The following is a 17,139-nucleotide window of genomic DNA, read 5'->3' as shown; positions in this document are numbered from 1 at the left end:
CCGCCACAGTTCCAAGGCCGTGCGATCAGGGCCAGGACCCAGAGGGTCAGGGCGAACAGCGCGACGGACGCCGTCGTGCTGAGGTCGGCGAAGTCACCGGGCGGCTGCTCGGTGGCGAGGTATAGCCCGCGAACGTGGCGCCGCCGCAGGCGATCCCGGCCGGTACCGCGAACCGGACGTTCGCCAGCCCGACCAGCACCACCAGGATGATCGCGTACACGGTCTTGGTGCGGCCGGGACGATCAGCCAGGTCACGTACTTGAGGAACGCGTTGATGCCCGCCATCAGCTCCGAGTGCGCCGGCGAGAAGCGGCTCGCCTCCGCCACCAGGCGCGCCGCTCCGCCGCCGTCGCCTCCCCGTCCATACGGACGCTCTCCCCCGACCGCCCCCGCCCATGCTGACCGCCCACCCGGCCGGTCCGGGGATTGGGTGTGGCCGAAAACGGACGCCGGTCTGCGGAACCTTTCCCTCCCCTGCGGACTCCAAGGGGGTCAGCACTCGCCCCCGGCCTGGAGTTCGTATGCCCGCTCCCGATACCGATCCCGAATCCACCGGTCTCGCGCACCGGTTGCGGACGGACCGCAAGTGGCGGCGCGCGGCGGTGGCCGCGGCGCTCGCGCTCGTGCTGTGCGTCGCCGCCGCCGTCACCGCGGTCGCCGCGCAGCGGTCCGGGCCGGGCGGGATCTCCGACGGGCCCCTGACCGCCGCGCCCGCGACCGCCGACCCCGTTCCCGTCGGCCGGATCGTGAGGAAGCCGCCCGCCAACTGCGGGGTGTCGAAGGCCACGGCCGCCAGGCTCGCGCCCGGCTCCGACCCCGACGCCGAGAAGGGCGGCCTCTTCCGGCAGGGCGGACCGGGCAGCTGCATGTGGTACTCGCTGGACGACGGCAAGGCCAAGTGCGACTTCTGCACCGGCGACTTCCGCAACGAGCGCGTCCTCAACGTCGACATCGCCCTCGCCGAGAGCCGGCTCCAGTCGCCGATCAGCGAAGCACTGCGGCAGATGGACGAGACGCCGGGCCTCGCGCGGAGCTCCGCCCGGCCCGAGATCGTGGAGGGGCTGGGCGAGGAGGCCACCGCCCGCTACTCGGCGGAGACCGAGAGCGAGGGCGCGACCGTCAAGTTCCGTGTCGGCAACGCCGTCGCGACGGTCCGCTACCGGGGCTGGGACGCCATGGGCGACGAGCGCAGGACGATCCCGAAGAAGACGGCGCTGGACGGCGCCTTCGCGGCGGCGGCCGAGACGGCGAAGAGCATGGGCACGGCCGCGCAGCCCGTGCTGAGCCAGGTGAAGCACCCGGTCACGGGGCCGGTGCGGCACGTCCCCAAGCCGTGCGACGCGGTCCCGGCGGCCACCGTCGAGAAGGTGGCGCGCGACGCGTACCGGAGGCGGGCCGGCGCGTCCCTGTTCCCCGCCCTCAACTGGCCGGGGACGTCCATGGACGGCTGTACGTGGAGGGCGCGCACGTCCCGCTACTCCGACCAGGGGCAGTCGCGCACCCTCACGGTGGCGATCATCGTCGAGGACGACGGCGTGCCGGGACTCGGGGCCTTCACGGCGGCGCGCCGCTACCTGGGCCTCTACGAGAACCTGCGGGCCGGCGAGACCCCGGGGTCGGACAAGTTCAGCGGCTTCGAGCCCCTGGCCGGGCCCGGCGACCGGGCGTTCGCGGTCACCCGGGTCGCGCGGAGCTCGTCGAGCGGCGACGAGGGATTCGTGGTCTTCCAGAAACGCAACCTACTGGTCGAGGTGTCCTACCAGGGCGCCGATGAGGAGACGCCCTTGAGCGGGAGCCGGCTGGTCGACAGCGCCTACACGGTCGCCGTCGCGGTGGAGAGGTCGTTGCGGTCATGACGGGAACGCCGCGGTCCGCCGCATCGCGGAACGGGACGGGCGGGGCCGTCCTGTTCGCCGCCGTCGTCGTCTTCGTGCTCAGCGTCGTCCTGGTGAAGGCGCTCCCGTCGCCCAGCAGCCTCGACCGGCTGCCCGACCCGCCGGCCGGGCCCGACCGGGTCCCGGCGGGGCCGGTCGTCGACGCGTACCCGGAGCGCTGCGGGATCTCCGCCGCCACTCTCGCGCGGCTGGTGCCCAACGCGCGGACGACGCGGGACGGCGCCCAGGGCACCTGCACGTGGTCGTCGCAAAGGGACGACCGGAGGTCCGAGCGGCACCTGTCGGTCGGCTTCACCCTGTTCCCCGGCTCCGCGCTGCGGGCGGGATTGCCGCAGACCGGGCGGGCGCCCGTCGCGGCGGCCATGATGGCGCTGGGCCCGAAATGGTCCAACGTGCCCGGCACGGTGGTGACGGGCCTGGGCGACGAGGCGTTCATGCAGGTCTCCCCGTCCAGCGGTGCCACGGTCGTGATGCGGGTGGGGAACGCGAACGTCACCGTCCAGTACCGCTCGCTCTTCTGGCCGATCCCGAAGAAGACGGCGCAGGAGGGCGCGTTCGCCGCCGCGTCCGAGGCCGTCGCCGCCCTGGGCTCGCGCACGCCCGCGCACCCCGCGATCGCCGCGGCGCCGCAGCCGACGCCGGCCCGCAAGGTCCCCGACCTGTGCGCCGCCGTGTCCGAGCGGACCCTGCACCGGCTGGTGAAGGGCGACTCCGTCACCGGCGAACCCGGCTCGCGCGGCGGCGCCCTCGCCATCAAGGACGCCGAGGTCAGTAACTGCTCGTGGACGTCGAACGACCGCGAACTCGAGGTCTCCGCGGCGGTCGTGCCGGGCGCGGACCTGTTCGACGGCGCCCGGCTCGCCGCCCGCGAGTACGTGATGCGGCACGACGACGCCCGCGCGGAGGAGACGCTCAGCGTCCACGACGAGAAGTACTTCCGCGCCGTGACCGGCCTGGGCGACCAGGCGTTCGCCGCGCAGATCCCCGAGGTCATCCCCGGCGAGGTCGTCTTCCGGGACGGCAACGTGCTGGTCCGGGTGACCTACGAGTCGGCGGACGAACGCCACCCGCTCAACGGGAAGCACGCCGTGCGGGGCGCGTACGCGGCGGCCCAGGAGATCGCCCAGGCACTGTCCGCGCACTGACCCCGTGCGCCCCTCAGCCTCGCCTGGGGCGCAGGGCCGCGGGCCCGTTGCGGACCATCGACGGGAGCGTGCGCCACCAGGCCAAGGTGGGGTCGGGGTCGAGGCCCGCTCCCATGCGGTGGAGCTGGTCGGCGTGCCATTGGACGTTCAGCGCGCTGTCCAGGGGGCGGATGTCGGTGAGGCGCCCCACCAGCCGGCGGGCGCCGACGCCGATGGCGGGGACCTCCAGCCGTTCCCGGCCGTGTTCGAGGAGGGCCCGGGGCGCGTCCGGCAGGAGGCAGGCGGGCCGTCCGATGCCGACGATGTCGCAGTCGCGGTCGGCGAGGGCGCGCTCCATCGCGGCACGGGTGCGGAACCCTCCGGTGACGGCGATCGGCGTCCGGCCGGCGATGGCGCGGACCGTCCGGGCGTAGTCGAGGAAGTAGGCTTCGCGCGCCCGGGTGGACTCGGCCATCACGCCCATCATGGCCGGGGCCTCGTAGGAGCCCCCGCTGATCTCGATGAGGTCGACGCCCTCGGCGACGAGGGCGCGGACGACCTCGCGGGACTCCTCCTCGGTGAATCCGCCGCGCTGGAAGTCGGCGGAGTTGAGCTTGACGCCGACGGAGAACCCGGGGGCGACGGCGGCGCGGACGGCGCGCAGGACTTCGAGCAGGAAGGCGCGGCGGCGTCCGGGGTCGCCGCCCCAGGCGTCGTCGCGCCGGTTGGACCGGGGCGACAGGAACTGGGTGACCAGGTAGCCGTGCGCCCCGTGGATCTGCACCCCGTCGAACCCGGCGGCCTCGACGACGGCGGCGGCGGTGCCGAACCGCGTGATGATCTCGCGGATCTCCCCGTCGGTGAGCGCGCTGGGCCGGGCGGCCCCGGGCACGCGGGCCGCGATGGCGCTGGGCGCGACCGGGCGGGTCCGCCCGGTGCGCCGGTTGGCCTGCCGGCCGGGGTGGTTGAGCTGCACCCAGATCGGCCCGCCGCTCTCGTGGTAGCTCTCCGCCCAGCGGGTCAGCGCGGGCAGGTGGCGGTCGTCCTCGATGACGACGTTGCCGGGCTCGCTCAGATGCCGGCGGTCGACCACGGCGTTTCCGGTGATCAGCAGGCCGTATCCGCCGGTCCCCCATCGGCGGTAGAGGGTCTCCAGCCGGCCGCCGGGCGCGCCGTCGACCCCCGCGAGCCCCTCGCTCAGGGCCGACTTCATGAGCCGGTTGGGCAAGGTCAGGCCCGACCGCAGGGTCAGGGGACCGCCCAGGTCACCGTCAGGACTGGTCGGGGTGGAACTCATGGCTCACTCCTCGCGGCCGCCTGCGCCGTGCCGCCGCGGGACGAGGTCCCGCCGCCCCCGGCACGTAGATCGCGTTTCTGCGGGAGCCTACGTGGTCGAGAGCGCCATGCCTCCCCCAACCGGGGTTCAGTCGCGGTTGGGGACGACGACCACCGGGCATCGGGCGTGATGCAGCACCGTGTGGTTGACCCGGCCCAGCGCCATTCCGGCCAGTGGGGCGCGCCTGCGTCGCGCACCCACCACGACCAGTCCCGCGCGTTCGGACGCCTCCACCAGCGCCCGCGCGGCGGGCCGCTCGGAGACGAGCTGGTCGACCGCGACGTCGGGGTACCGCTCCCGATAACCGGCCAGGGACTCCGACAGCTCCAGGTCTTCGATCACCCGGCGGCGCGGCGAGAACTCGCCGCCCACCGCGTGCAGGGCGAGGATCCTCGAACCGCGAGAGGCGGCTTCCTTGAACGCCCACTCGATGAAGTCGCGTTCGCCGTCCACCCCCTCGATCCCGATCACGATCTCCGCCGGCGCGTCGGACGGGTACGCCGCCGAACGCGACACCACCAGCACCGGGCAGCGGGCGTGCGCGGCGGTGTACAGGCCGACGGAGCCGAACAGCAGGCCCTCGAACCCGCCCTGACCTCGCGATCCCACCGTCACCAGGTCCGCGTGCTCGCTCTCCTCGACCAGCGTCCGGGCCGGGTCGGCCGGAACCAACCGCGTCTGGACGTCGGCCTCCGGGCGCAGCTTCAGCGCGTACTGGCGGGCCTCATTGAGCAAGTCCTCGCGCTCGGCGATCAGGCGGCGCAGCGCGTCCGGCGGGATCGTCCCCTCGTCCAGCAGAGCACGCGAGCCGTGCACCAAGAGGAGCGGCCGCTGACGGCGGTCGGCATAGTCCGCCGCCCAATCAAGTGCCCGCCACGCATGCACAGACCCATCGATACCCACCACGACCGGACCCGGCATCGCCCACTCCTCCTCAGCCCGCTTCCCGTTCACCTCCGAAGCTAGGGCGGAGCACACCGGGTGTTCTGCGGCCGAAAGTCCCGGCGTCCAGGGACGACGGTCACCGGTTCGATGCGCCGCGCGGAGTCAGCGGTAGCGGTTGAGGATGCCGCGGTGCTGCTGAAGCGCCGGTGACATCGCGACGCGAGGCTCCTGCATGAGGTTGCGGGCCATGGGCCCCGCCGCCTTCTCGCCCTTGCCGAACGCCTCGGCGAGGTGTGCGGCGTGGGCGGGTTTGAGGCTTTCGCCGAACGGCGCCTCGTAGGGGTCGGTGACCGCTTCGACCAGGCACGGCCCCGGCTCCGCCATGGCCTGCCGGAACACGTCCGCGGCGTCGCCGGGCTCCACGATGCGGAAGGCGTTCAGCCCGCACGCCCGGGCGACCGAGGCGAAGTCGATGGGGTGGAGTTCGCAGCCGTTCTGGGGGTTGCCCAGCAGCGCCGTCTGCTCCCACACCTCCAGGGCCAGCGAGTTATTGCGCAGCACCACGACCTTAATGGGCAGGTCGTACTGGGCGAGGGTGGCCAGTTCGCCGAGGCCCATGGACAGCGAGCCGTCGCCGGTGAAGGCGATGACCGGCCGGTCGGGATGGGCGATCTGCGCGCCGATCGCGTAGGGCAGCGCGGCCCCCATGGTGCACAGGGTGCCGGAGAAGGAGTAGTTCATCCCCCGGCGCAGCATCAGCCGCCCGCCCCAGGCGGTGACGGTGCCGGCGTCGCCGGTGACGATCGCGTCCTCGGGCAGGGCCTTGGACAGTTCCCAGGTGACCACCTGCGGGCGCATCGGCGTGCCGGACTCGGCGGCCTGCTCGCCGATCAGCCGCCACCAGTCGCGGTAGGTGCGCTGCGCCCGCTCCAGGAAGGACCGGTCGGCCTTGTGCTCCAGGTGCGGCAGCAGCGCCTCCAGCACCCCTTCGGCGTGGCCGACGAGGCCGACCCCGACGGGGTAGCGCATGCCGATGCGGTCGGCGTTCAGGTCGATCTGCACGCCGCGCGCCTGCCCGGGCTCGGGCCAGAAGTCGTAGTAGGGGGTGGACGAGCCGACGATCAGGAACCCGTCGCAGTCCTCGAACGCCTCCTGGGAGGCGCGGGTGCCGATCAGCCCCATGCCGCCGGTGGTGTAGGGGCTGTCGTCGGGCACGCAGTCCTTGCCGAGACCGGCCTTGACGATCGGTGCGCCCAGCGCCTCGGCGACCCGCTCCAGCGTCTCTCCGGCGCCGCGCGCTCCGGCGCCGGCGCAGATCGCCACCTTCCGGCAGGCGTTGAGCACCCCGGCGGCCCGGCGGATCTGCTCCAGCGGCGGCACCACCGTGAACGGCTGAGCGGCCAGGGACGCGTGCCCGGGGACGTTCTTGTCGGAGACCGTGTCCTGCTCCAGCGTCCAGGACTGGACGTCGATCGGGATCGCCAGATGGGAGGGCGTGCGGTTCATCAGCGCCGACCGCACCGCCAGATCGGTCGCGGTGACCGCGTGGGCCGGGCCCATGATCCGTTCGGAGTACGGGCACGCCCCCTCCAGCACCCGGTCCGACGGCAGGTCCTGCAGGAAGTGGGAGCCGATCGTGTCGTGGTAGGACAGACCGGTGATCGCGATGACCGGCGCACCGTCGATCCGCGCGTCGTACAGCCCGTTGAGCAGGTGGACCGCGCCGGGACCGGCGGTGGCCGCGCACGCGGCCGGGCGTCCGGTGAACTTGGCGTAGCCGACGCAGGCCAGCGCCGCGTTCTCCTCGTGCCGCACGTGGACCAGCCGCATCCCCGGATGCGTCCGCAACGCTTCGAAGAAGCCGTTGATCTGGTCGCCGCAGATGCCGAAGCAGGTGTCCACACCCCAGTCCAGGAGTCGTTCCACGACCAGGTCCGAGGTGGTCTTCGACGATGAATCGGGCATATCGGTGACCGTCCTTCCAGCGCAGACACCCGGCAGGTACCCGGCCGCTCCGGAACGATGCGGGGGTTCCTCGTCAGCGCGGGTGGTGGTCGCGGCGGCTCGGCGGCCGGGGCGCCTACGCGCCGGTGGCGGGGGTCCGGACGGCGATCATGGCGATGTCGTCGGCCCCGTTGATCGGCAGGACGTCCAGGAGGGCGTCGCACAGGTGCTCCAGGGGCCGGTGGGCGAGCGTGCAGGCGCGGCGGCGAAGCCGCGACAGGCCCCTGTCCAGATGCTCGCTGGGATGTTCCACGAGGCCGTCGGTGTACAGCAGCAGGGTGGAGCCGGGCGGGAGCGGTTCCGTCGAGCTGTGGAAGGTCTCGAAGGGCAGGCCCAGCAGCGGGTTGGCCGCTTCTTCGAGGAAGCGGCCCTCGCCGTCCGAGGTGAGCAGCAGCGGCGGCGGATGCCCGGCCACGGCGTAGTTGAGCTGCCATCGGCCGGGTTCGGGTTCTTCGACGCGGGCCAGGACGCAGGTGGCCGTCGCGTCGGGCGCCACCGTCTCCATGGCGCTGTTCAGGCGGCGCAGGATCTCGCCGGGCGGGGCGAGGCGATCGGCGGTCAGCACGCGCAGCATGTTGCGGAGCCGGCTCATGTCGACGGCGGCGGCCAGGTCGTGGCCCGCCACGTCGCCGATGGCGACCACGGTCGCGCCGTCGGGCAGGACGAACGAGTCGTACCAGTCGCCTCCCACTTCGGCCGCCGCGGGGCTGGCCAGGTACCGGGCGACGATGCGCAGGTCGTCGAGTTCCGGCGGCTCGGCGAGCAGGCCGTGCTGCAGGGCCAGCGCGACCTGCTGGGTCCGGTGGAACCGGACGGCGCCGCTCAGCACGTCGTGGGTGTGCTCGAAGATCTGCCGCATCAGGTCGACGTCCTCCGGGCTCATCGGGTCGCGGTCGCCGAGCCTCGCGGCGGTGACCATCGCCGCCACGCCCCCGTCCACGACGACCGGCATCAGCACGACGCTGGTGGCGCCGGCGTCGGTGAGCCAGGCGGTGGTGCTCTTGGGCAGCAGGTCCGCCGGCGGCCGGCCCGCCGGGAAGGTGCGCTGCAGCGGTCGGCGCCGCTCCAGCGCGCGGGCGAACCCGCTGTCGGGGGCGAACCGCTCCTCACCGGTGGGCGGCTGCCTCGGCAGCCCGCCGCTCGCGGCGGTGGCGACGCGGCGCACGGTGATCGGAGCACCCGCGGGACGCGCGCCGAGGTCGGGGAGCAGGTGGACGCCGCACCCGTCGGCGAGCGCGGGGACCATCACCCCGACGAGGGCGGCGAACACATCGCTCAGCGCGGTCCGCTCGGCCGCGGCCGCGGCGGCGCGGTCGAGCAGCTCCCGGCGCTGCCGCCTCCGCCACTCCCGCTCCACGTCGAAGCAGGTGCCGATCCATTCGATCACGGCGCCGTCCTCGATCACCGGCGCGGCCCGCACCTCGAAGTGCCGGTACTCGCCCTCCTGAGTGCGGACGCGGTAGACGTAGTGCCACGGGCGGGCCAGCCGGCGCGTCTCGTCCCATGACCGCGACGTGGGCTCGCGGTCGTCGGGGTGCAGCACCCGCATCCAGCCGTCGCCGAGGAACTCCTCCCGGCTCTGCCCGGTGATCCGCTCCCAGCCGCCGCTCGATTCGGTCACGTGGCCGTCAGCGTCGGTCACCCACACCACCTGCGCGTTGATCCACACCAGGCTCTCCAGCCGGCGCCGGGACCGCTTCTGCTCCTCGGTCGCCCGGTCCGCCCGTTCGACCGCGGCGACCTGCTCGGTGACGTCGACCGCGACCACCAGCACCCCGGGCCGCTCGTGGGTGAACCGCGAGAGGCTGAAGGAGAAGTACCGCTCCCGGTCCTCGGCGCCCGCACCGGCCGGCTTCACCGGCGCCGCGACCAGGCTGACCGGTTCACCGGTGGCCAGCACGCGATCGAACAGCTCGCCGTAGTCCTGCTTGGCCGCGGCGCCGAACGCCTCCCCGATCGGTTCGCCGAGCGGACGGTCGCCGACGAACGCCCGGTAGGCGAGGTTGGTGTACACCAGCCGGTGATCAGGCCCGATCGTCAACGCGACCGCGACCGGCGCCGGATCGAAGGCCTCCAGCGCAAGCCACCCCATGCCGTGTCCGCCCCCGCCACCCATGCGCCAGTCCCCCGTCCCCGGTCATCCGGTCCTCACAGCTCCCCCGCCGACGCTCCTTCCCTTCCCCACCGGCTCACGGCACAACGATGCACAGCCGTCGGTCACCTTGTCCTCGAACGGCGCGTGCTGTCTCTGCGGACGATGGACCAGGATGCGGTCCGGGAATCGGGGTTCTCTCCGAGTGCAGCACGTGCGCATGCCGCGCCCTGGTCGCGCAGCGATTGCGCGACCGTCGTCAATCCGAGTCGGGCCGCCACCGCCGCGTCATCCCATCCGGTCACCGCGACGTCGTCGGGAATGACGCGGCGGGCGGCCCGGGCCGCGTGGACGACCCCGGCCGCCTGCTGGTCGCTCATGGCGGCGATCGCATCGGGCGGCTCGGGGGCGGCGAGGAGGGCCGCCGCGATCCGCTCGGCCTCGGCCGCGTCATTGCGTGCGCATACCGCGATGGTCACGTCGCGCCAGGCGATGCCGGCGTCCTCGGCCGCTCGCCGATAGCCCTCCAGCCGCTCCCGCGTCACCGGGAACAGGACGTCGGTGATGTCCGCGCCACTGGTGACCGTGCTGGTCCGGTCTCGGGAGAGCGGAAAGCTCACGATCGCCGGACGCTCGGCGCCCGCGAACGCGATCGCGCCCACCGCGCGTGCCGCAGCGCGGTTGTCGATGCCCACCAGCCCCATCCCGCCCACCTTCGGCCCGCCGTGGACGACCGCGGGACGCTTCATCGCCCGGACGGCCGCCAAGACCGGATCGTCGTCGGATGTGGTCCAGACGATGAACCCGTCGACGGCGGCGGCGGTGACCCGCGGGACGTCGTCGTCGGCGCCGGTGATCGGCAGGATGGTCATGCCGTAGCCGCGGTCGGCGCAGACATCGGCGATCCCGGCCAGGAAGGAGACCGCCTCCGGATCGTCGAACGCGTAACTCAGATGCTCGCCCATCACGACACCGAGCGTCTGGGTCCTCCCCCGGCGCAGCGACCGGGCGCTCGGGTCGGGCCCCGCGTACCCGAGCCGGGCCGCCGCGGCGTGCACCTTCGCCCGGGCCTGGTCCGACACGCGCTCCGGCCGGTTGTAGGTGTACGAGGCGGTCATGACCGACACGCCGGCCAGCTCGGCGACCTGGGCGAGGGTCACCCGCTTCGAACCCACGGACGATTCCACGGGCTTCAGCCTAGCCTGCTTGTGTATCGCTACACACATGCCGAAGGCTCCCGGTTCGCGCCACTTGATCATCTCGGCGTACGTGCTCTTCGCCGCGTTCGGCGCGTTCTGGGGAGTGTGGGGCGCCTCCGTGCCGCGGGTCCAGCAGCAGGCCGGCATCGGGACGGCAGGCTCGGGTTCGCGCTGCTGTTCGTGGGCGCGGGCGCCCTTCCCGCGATGCTGCTGGCCGGCCGGGCACTGGACCGGTGGGGACCGCCGGTCGCGGCCGCGGCCATCGCCGCGCTCGGCATCGCCGGAGCCGGGCTGTCGCTGACGGCGGTGGACTCCGCGAGCCTGTGCGCCGGGCTGGCCCTGGTCGGCGCCGCCAGCGGAGCCGCCGACGTGGCCATGAACGCGGTCGCCGGACGAACCGAAAGGATCACCGGCCGACCCGTCCTCACCCGCGCCCACGGCGTCTTCTCCGGGCTGGTGGTCGTCGCCAGTCTCGCCACCGGGCTGGCGTCGGCGGCGTCCCTACCGCTCGCGGTGCCGTTCGCGGCCGTGGCCGCCCTCTGCCTGCTGGCCGGTGCCGCCGTGCGCAGGACGCCGCCTGCCGGTGCCGCCGCTCAGGGACACGACCGCGTCCCCGCCGCGGCTCCTGCACCGCTTGGGCGGCACAGGGCCGTCCCATTGCTGCTGATCGGAGTCCTGGGCGCGCTCGCGTTCGCCAGCGAGAACGCGCACCAGAGTTGGAGCGCGGTCTTCGCCCAAGAAGAGCTTCGCTCAGGCGGAGGCCTGAGCGCCGTCGCACCTGCCGTGTTCGCCGGCACGGTCGCGGTCACACGGTTCTCCATGGGCGGTCTCAAGACCGTTCACGCTCGGACCGTTCTCCTTTGCGGCGCGTTCGCCGCCGCGTCCGGTGCGCTCCTCATCGCCGCCGCGCCCACGCTGCTCATCGCCGCGCTGGGTCTCGCGTCGGCCGCCGCCGGGACCGCAGTACTGTTCCCCACCCTCCTCGGCGTCGTCTCGGCGAACGTCGACGAGTCCTACCGGGGCCGCGCGACATCGGTCGTCACGGCCGTGTCCTACCTCGGGTTCTTGGTCGGCCCGGTCTACGTCGGGCTGTGGGCCGAGGCCGCGGGGCTCCGCGGTGCCATGGTCGCGGTCGCGGCCCTCGCGGGCATCCTGTTCGCCCTCACCCCGGCGCTACTCCGCCTGAGCGCACCAGACACTAAGAGCCGCCGCAACGATGCCGAGAAGTACAGGACGCCGCGTCCGGACGGCGGCCGGCTCACGACCTCAGAGTGAGCCGCACACAGCGAGTGTCAGGAGAGTGCGCGCACGTAGTGCAGCAGTTCGACGTGTTCGCCGGAGGGCGCCGTGCCCTTGCCGCGGCCTTGGAGAGTGAAGCCGGCTGAGGCGAGGACGCGCTGCGAGGCGATGTTCTCGGGCGAGGTGCGTGCGGTGAGCTCACGCAGACCGCTGTCGTGAGCGAAGGACACGGACAGGTCGAGTGCAGCGGTCGTGACTCCGGACCCTCGGTGCTGCGGGTGCACCCAGAAGCCGACCTCGGCCTGCCGGTCGCGCACGTCGAAGACCACGAGGCTGCCCGCGAACTCGTCGGTCGTCGTGTCGGCGATCGCGAGGACCGCGAGGTCGCCGCGCTCCAGGCCCGGGCGGGCGTCCCGCCTGATCATCGCTTGGACCGACTCGGGGGTGTACTCGGCTTCGGGGAGGTGACCGTACTGCCGCACCGCCGGGTCGCCGGTGCCCTCGGCGAAGGCGGCGGCGTCATCGCCGCGCAGGGGACGCAGCCGTACGCGGTCGTTCTGCAGCGGAAGGAGAGCGGCGTCAAGCATGCCATAAAACTAACATAGATCGGTTAAGGTGGGACGGTGAGCTATTGGGAGCACCGCAAGCCCGTCCGGCGCGAACGCGCCGTCGATGTGGGCTCCGTGGCGCGGGTCGCGGCGGCGTTGCTGGACGAGGGCGGGCTGCGGGCGCTGACGCTGCGCGCGGCGGCGAACCGGCTGGGGGTGGCGCCGGCGAGCCTGTACTCGCGAGTGGCCTCGGTCGACGACCTGTTCGATCTCGCGCTCGACGCGGCGCTAGGAGCGGATGCGGAGGTCCAGGGCCTCATCGCCGGGGCGGATCTGGACGCCCTCATGCTCGGCTGCTACCGGCATCTGGTGCGTCATCGGTGGGCGTGCCAGGTGATCGCGATGCGCGCTCCGCGAGGGCCGCACTACCTGCGCCTGTCGGAGAGGATGTGCCAGCTGCTGGCCGATGCCGGTGCGCAGGACCCCTTGGGCGCCTCTTACGCCCTGTCGAACTTCGTCATCGGCAGCGCCACCACGGCGCACACGGTGAGCAGCGAGCGCACCGCACCGGTCGACCCCGCGGTCGCCCCGACGTACGCGAGACTGCACCAGCAGCACGACGTCGACCCAGAAACGATCGTCATCGCAGGTCTGGCCGCCCTGCGCAGCTGATGGAGTCAGCCGGCCGATCACGCGCGCAGACCGGCACCCTGGGAGGCGGCCACGTTCGTTGGCCTTTCGAGGTGCTTCCGAAGAGGATTGCGGGAGGAGAGGCGTACCACCCGGGAGGGAACGATGCTGTTCAGGCGGGAAGTCCTTGAGGGGATCGCGGGCGGGCGGATCGACCGGGTGTTCCGGGTGTGGGCCGAGCCCCGGGTCCGCGCGGGGAGCACCCAGCGCACCTGGGCGGGGGTCGTCGTCATCGACTCGGTCACGCCCGTGACGCCCGAGGAGATCACCGAGGAGGACGCCCTCCGTTCGGGTTTCGCAGACCGCGCGGCGCTGCTCACCGCCCTGTCCAAGAGCCGCAAGGAGGGCGGCTACCACCGCGTCATGCTCCACCTGGGCGGCCCCGATCCCCGATCGGAGCTGGCCGCGAACGCCGACCTGACCGACCGGGAACTGGCCGACCTCGCCACCGCCCTGGACGCCATCGACGCCCGCAGCCGCCGCGCCCCCTGGACCCGCGAGGTCCTCCGTCTCATCGAGGAACACCCCGGCATGCGCGCCCTCGACCTGGCCGAACACCTGGGCCGCGACAAGCTGCCATTCAAGGCCGATGTGCGTCGCCTCAAAGCCCTCGGTCTCACCGAAAGCCTGGAGACCGGCTACCGGCTCTCCCCGCGCGGCAAGGCCCTCATGGCCTACCTCCGGTCCCTGACCGAATGACCAATCTCCGGAGGCATGCCGGGTGCCTGGCGCGCCTGCGGCAGGCACCCGCGCGTACGTCTTCCGTCGCCCCGCTACCGGCCCTCCGCTCAGAAGCCGGTCAGTTGCAGGCGATCGCGCCCGTGCTGCGTTCGTAGTACGTGTTGTTGTACCTCACCGAGCCCCACGCCCAGATGCACTCGTTCGGGGCGTACACGTACACCGGTCCCGCGTAGTACTTGTAGGTGCTGCCCCAGCCGTCGTCGTCCGTCGCACCACCGCTCCACTTGCCGATCTGCACCCAGGCGCCCTGGAGCTTGCCGTAGGTGAACCCTCCCGACCGCGCGATCGCGCAGTTCTTCCGCGTCGTCGGGCTGTAGTAGACGTCGAGGTAGCCGTAGGCGGTGCCGCTCCCGTTGGAGTTCGGCGTGATGTTGTACGAGTGCAGCAGGTTGTAGCCGGAGCCGCAGGCGCTCGCGGCGGCGGCGGGAGCGGCGGACACCGCGGACAGGACTCCGGTGGCGACGACGCCGCCGACGAGCGCGGCACCCACTGTGGAACGCAGCTTCACCATCATCCCCTCACGTAAATGATCTTGCGGCCACCGTAGCCCACCGCTGAGCGCGGTGGTAGGGCCATTCCGGGTCGTCCGGTCGCGGCGTGGCCGGGCTGCCGGGAGCCGGGGAATCCAGGACGATGCACGTGTATCAAGACGGCTCAGATCGTGAGGCAGGGTCATGGACGAGTTCGATGTCGTGGTGGTGGGGGCCGGGCCGACCGGGGAGAACCTCGCGGACCGGGCGCACGCCGGCGGGCTGAGCGTGGCGGTCGTGGAGAGCGAGCTGGTCGGCGGGGAGTGCTCGTACTGGGCGTGCATGCCCAGCAAGGCGCTGCTGCGTCCGGCCGCCGCGCTGGCGGACGCGCGGCGGCTGCCCGGCGCCCGCGAGGCGGCCGGCGGGACGCTGGACGCGGCGGCCGTCCTCGAACGCCGGGACGAGTTCACCTCGCACTGGAAGGACGACGGCCAGGTCGACTGGCTGAAGGGGGCCGGGCTCGTGCTGGTGCGCGGCCGCGGGCGGCTGGACGGGGTCAAGCGCGTCGCCGTGGAGACCCCGGACGGCGGGCGGCGGGTGCTGACGGCCCGGCACGCCGTCGCGGTGTGCACGGGCACCCGCGCGGCGCTGCCCGACCTGGCGGGGCTGGCCGACGTCCGTCCCTGGACCAGCCGGGAGGCGACCTCGGCGGCGCGGGTGCCGGCGCGGCTCGACGTCGTCGGCGGCGGCGTGGTGGCGTGCGAGATGGCCACGGCCTGGCGGGCGCTCGGCAGCGAGGTGGTGCAGCTGGTGCGCGGATCCCGGCTGCTGCCGCGGATGGAGCCGTTCGCGGGGGAACTGGTGGCCCAGGGCCTGCGCGCGGCCGGCGTCGATGTGCGCTTCGGCGCGTCCGTCACCGGCGTCCGCCGCGACGGGCCGGTGACCCTCACGCTGGACGACGGCGAGACGGTCACCGCGGACGAGGTCCTGTTCGCCACCGGACGGACGCCCGCCACGGCCGACCTCGGGCTGGAGACGGTCGGGCTGGACGCGGGCCGTCCCATCGAGGTCGACGACACCGGACTGGCGGCCGGGGTCCCCGGCGAGTGGCTGTACGCGGCCGGGGACGTCAACGGCCGGGCGCTGCTCACCCACCAGGGCAAGTACCAGGGGCGGATCTTCGGTGCGGTGATCGCCGACCGCGCCGCCGGGCGGACGCTCGACACGGCCGAGTGGGGACGCAGCGTGGCGACCGCGGACGAGCGGGCGGTGCCGCAGGTCGTCTTCACCGATCCGGAGGCGACGGCCGTCGGGCTCACCCTGGAGCAGGCGACCCGCGCGGGGCACCGGGTCCGGGCGGTCGACTACGACCTCGGCAGGGTGGCCGGCGCCTCCCTGTACGCCGACGGCTACCAGGGCCGCGCCCGCGCGGTCGTCGACCTGGACCGCGAGATCCTCCTCGGCGTCACCTTCGTCGGCGCGGGCGTGGCCGAGCTCCTCCACTCGGCCACCATCGCCGTCGCCGGCGAGGTCCCCCTTTCCCGCCTGTGGCACGCCGTTCCCGCCTACCCCACGATCAGCGAGGTCTGGCTCCGCCTACTGGAGACCTATCGCGGCTAAAGACTGAGACCACGGGCGCCGTCAGGCCGCTGGCCTTCTCCGATGACGGCGACGTCCACCACGTCACTCCTCGCTCTTGCGCGGTTCCAGGCGCGGGGCGGGAGTGCGCGCGGTCGACGTCGCGGGCGATGTGCGGCGTGTGCTGCGGGCCGGTGCGGTACCGGCGGCGAGTACTGCGGCCAGGACGGCGACGACGGTCAGCACCAGGAACATGCGGGGGTAACCGCCGAGTCCGGCGGCGATGGCGGCTCCGGCGAAGGGCGCCACGGCCGTGGCGGTGGTGATGGGAGCGGCGAGGATGCCCGACAGGGCGCCGTAGGACGCGGTGCCCCAGCGGTCGGAGACGGCGGTCGCCTGGAGCAGGGTGGCGATGCCGCGGGTCGTCCCGGCGAGGAAGGCGACGGCGATGAGCAGCGTCACGGGTCCGGGGATGGCGGCGAGGGCCGCGGTGGTGGCGGCCGACAGCGCGAGGATCCAGACGGTCCGTGCGCGGACGCTGGTGCGGCGGACCAGCGCGCCGTAGCCGAGGCGTCCGGTGACCTGGCCGATGCCGCCGAGGCCGAGTGCCCAGGCGGCGGTGCTGCCGCTGGCGCCGCGCGAGGTGAGCAGCGGGATGAGGTTGATCATCACCGCGTACATCGCGAACGCCGACAGGGTGAGCGCGGTGGCCAGCAGGAGGAACGGCCTGCTGCGCACGGTGGCCGACACCCCGGACCGGGACCGGTCGTGCGGGCGGCTGGGCTTGCCTGGCGCGGCCTGGGATGGCGGGGGCCAAGGGCGGCGCAGGGCCAGCAGGTGCAGCGGGACGGTCACGACCGCCAGTACCGCCGCCAGCACGACGTAGACGCCGCGCCAGGTCAGGTGGGCCGACAGCGTGTCGGTGAGCGGCGCGAAGACGGTGCTGGCCAGGCCCGCGACCAGCGTGAGGGTGGTCAGGGCGGCGAGGTGGTGCGGGGCGTAGTAGCGGGTGAGCGCGGCGAAGGCGGGCTGGTACAGCACGGCGGACATCGCGACGCCGGCCAGCAGCCAGGCTCCGGCGAACGTCCAGAGGGCGGGCGCGGCGGCCACGGCAAGGACGGCGAGCACGGCGAGCGCCGAGCCGCCGGTCATCAGGACGCGGGGGCCGTGCCGGTCCAGCGCGCGGCCGACCGGGACGCCTGCCAATGCGGCGACGATGAGCGAGGCGGAGAACGCGGCGGTGATGGCGGCGGTGGACCAGCCGGTGTCGCGGGTGATGTCCTGCGCGAGGACGGGGAAGGCGTAGTAGAGCACGCCCCAGCTGGTGATCTCGGTGAC

At 73.3% G+C, this 17,139-nt stretch carries 14 protein-coding genes; 6 read left to right on the top strand and 8 right to left on the bottom strand.

All coding sequences use genetic code 11. From position 1 onward, the window contains the following. Positions 1–521 precede the first annotated feature (521 nt). Both ACGFI1_RS36485 and ACGFI1_RS36480 read left to right on the top strand, forming a co-directional pair. On the top strand, positions 522–1,856 hold the full coding sequence (locus ACGFI1_RS36485) for a hypothetical protein (RefSeq protein WP_392791980.1): 1,335 nt from the start codon (positions 522–524) through the stop codon (positions 1,854–1,856). After that, entirely contained in the window at positions 1,853–3,040 is a 1,188-nt protein-coding gene (locus ACGFI1_RS36480; RefSeq protein WP_392792345.1) for a hypothetical protein, read from the top strand. The genes ACGFI1_RS36485 and ACGFI1_RS36480 overlap by 4 nt, the downstream gene beginning before the upstream one ends. 13 nt (positions 3,041–3,053) lie before the next feature. On the opposite strand, the gene ACGFI1_RS36475 is transcribed toward ACGFI1_RS36480, so the two are convergent. The 5 genes from ACGFI1_RS36475 to ACGFI1_RS36455 all read right to left on the bottom strand — a co-directional run bounded on the left by ACGFI1_RS36475 (position 3,054) and on the right by ACGFI1_RS36455 (position 10,595). After that, positions 3,054–4,316, bottom strand: a complete 1,263-nt coding sequence (locus ACGFI1_RS36475; protein ID WP_392791977.1) for an NADH:flavin oxidoreductase/NADH oxidase family protein — start codon at positions 4,314–4,316, stop codon at positions 3,054–3,056. Between the two features lie 126 nt (positions 4,317–4,442). Then, positions 4,443–5,276, bottom strand: a complete 834-nt coding sequence (locus tag ACGFI1_RS36470) for a universal stress protein (RefSeq protein ID WP_392791975.1) — start codon at positions 5,274–5,276, stop codon at positions 4,443–4,445. A gap of 126 nt (positions 5,277–5,402) precedes the next feature. Then, positions 5,403–7,205 (bottom strand): thiamine pyrophosphate-dependent enzyme, encoded by a 1,803-nt coding sequence (locus tag ACGFI1_RS36465; RefSeq protein WP_392791973.1) that lies wholly within the window; start codon positions 7,203–7,205, stop codon positions 5,403–5,405. Positions 7,206–7,320: 115 nt separating this feature from the next. Continuing rightward, positions 7,321–9,336, bottom strand: coding sequence for a SpoIIE family protein phosphatase (locus ACGFI1_RS36460; RefSeq protein ID WP_392791971.1), 2,016 nt, complete (start codon positions 9,334–9,336; stop codon positions 7,321–7,323). Between the two features lie 125 nt (positions 9,337–9,461). Beyond that, the gene (locus tag ACGFI1_RS36455) at positions 9,462–10,595 is read right to left on the bottom strand and encodes a LacI family DNA-binding transcriptional regulator (RefSeq protein WP_392791969.1); all 1,134 of its coding nucleotides are present in this window, start codon (positions 10,593–10,595) and stop codon (positions 9,462–9,464) included. 45 nt (positions 10,596–10,640) lie between these two features. On the opposite strand from ACGFI1_RS36455, the gene ACGFI1_RS36450 reads away from it, so the two are divergent. Further along, the gene (locus tag ACGFI1_RS36450; protein ID WP_392791966.1) at positions 10,641–11,810 is read left to right on the top strand and encodes an MFS transporter; all 1,170 of its coding nucleotides are present in this window, start codon (positions 10,641–10,643) and stop codon (positions 11,808–11,810) included. Positions 11,811–11,827: 17 nt separating this feature from the next. Here the strand turns inward: ACGFI1_RS36450 and ACGFI1_RS36445 are convergent, their stop codons facing one another. After that, positions 11,828–12,361 carry a GNAT family N-acetyltransferase gene (locus ACGFI1_RS36445; protein ID WP_392791964.1) on the bottom strand — a complete coding sequence of 178 codons (534 nt, stop codon included), beginning with the start codon at positions 12,359–12,361 and terminating at the stop codon, positions 11,828–11,830. A gap of 36 nt (positions 12,362–12,397) precedes the next feature. On the opposite strand from ACGFI1_RS36445, the gene ACGFI1_RS36440 reads away from it, so the two are divergent. Together ACGFI1_RS36440 and ACGFI1_RS36435 are read left to right on the top strand one after the other, a co-directional pair. Then, positions 12,398–12,994 carry a TetR/AcrR family transcriptional regulator gene (locus ACGFI1_RS36440; protein WP_392791962.1) on the top strand — a complete coding sequence of 199 codons (597 nt, stop codon included), beginning with the start codon at positions 12,398–12,400 and terminating at the stop codon, positions 12,992–12,994. Between the two features lie 123 nt (positions 12,995–13,117). Continuing rightward, entirely contained in the window at positions 13,118–13,711 is a 594-nt protein-coding gene (locus ACGFI1_RS36435) for a hypothetical protein (RefSeq protein ID WP_392791960.1), read from the top strand. 100 nt (positions 13,712–13,811) lie between these two features. Here ACGFI1_RS36435 and ACGFI1_RS36430 read toward each other — a convergent pair whose 3' ends face one another. Beyond that, positions 13,812–14,267 (bottom strand): hypothetical protein, encoded by a 456-nt coding sequence (locus ACGFI1_RS36430; protein WP_392791957.1) that lies wholly within the window; start codon positions 14,265–14,267, stop codon positions 13,812–13,814. A 160-nt stretch (positions 14,268–14,427) separates the two neighbouring features. Between ACGFI1_RS36430 and ACGFI1_RS36425 the strand changes: the two genes are divergently transcribed. Beyond that, on the top strand, positions 14,428–15,843 hold the full coding sequence (locus tag ACGFI1_RS36425; protein ID WP_392791955.1) for a dihydrolipoyl dehydrogenase family protein: 1,416 nt from the start codon (positions 14,428–14,430) through the stop codon (positions 15,841–15,843). Between the two features lie 63 nt (positions 15,844–15,906). On the opposite strand, the gene ACGFI1_RS36420 is transcribed toward ACGFI1_RS36425, so the two are convergent. Then, positions 15,907–17,139 (bottom strand): MFS transporter (locus tag ACGFI1_RS36420; RefSeq protein ID WP_392791953.1); only part of this gene is annotated, 1,233 nt, incomplete at its 5' end.

The sequence above is a fragment of the Actinomadura geliboluensis genome, from assembly GCF_043197915.1.
In the GTDB taxonomy this organism is placed as follows: Bacteria; Actinomycetota; Actinomycetes; order Streptosporangiales; family Streptosporangiaceae; genus Spirillospora; species Spirillospora geliboluensis.
This window is presented reverse-complemented; position numbering and strand designations above follow the sequence as displayed.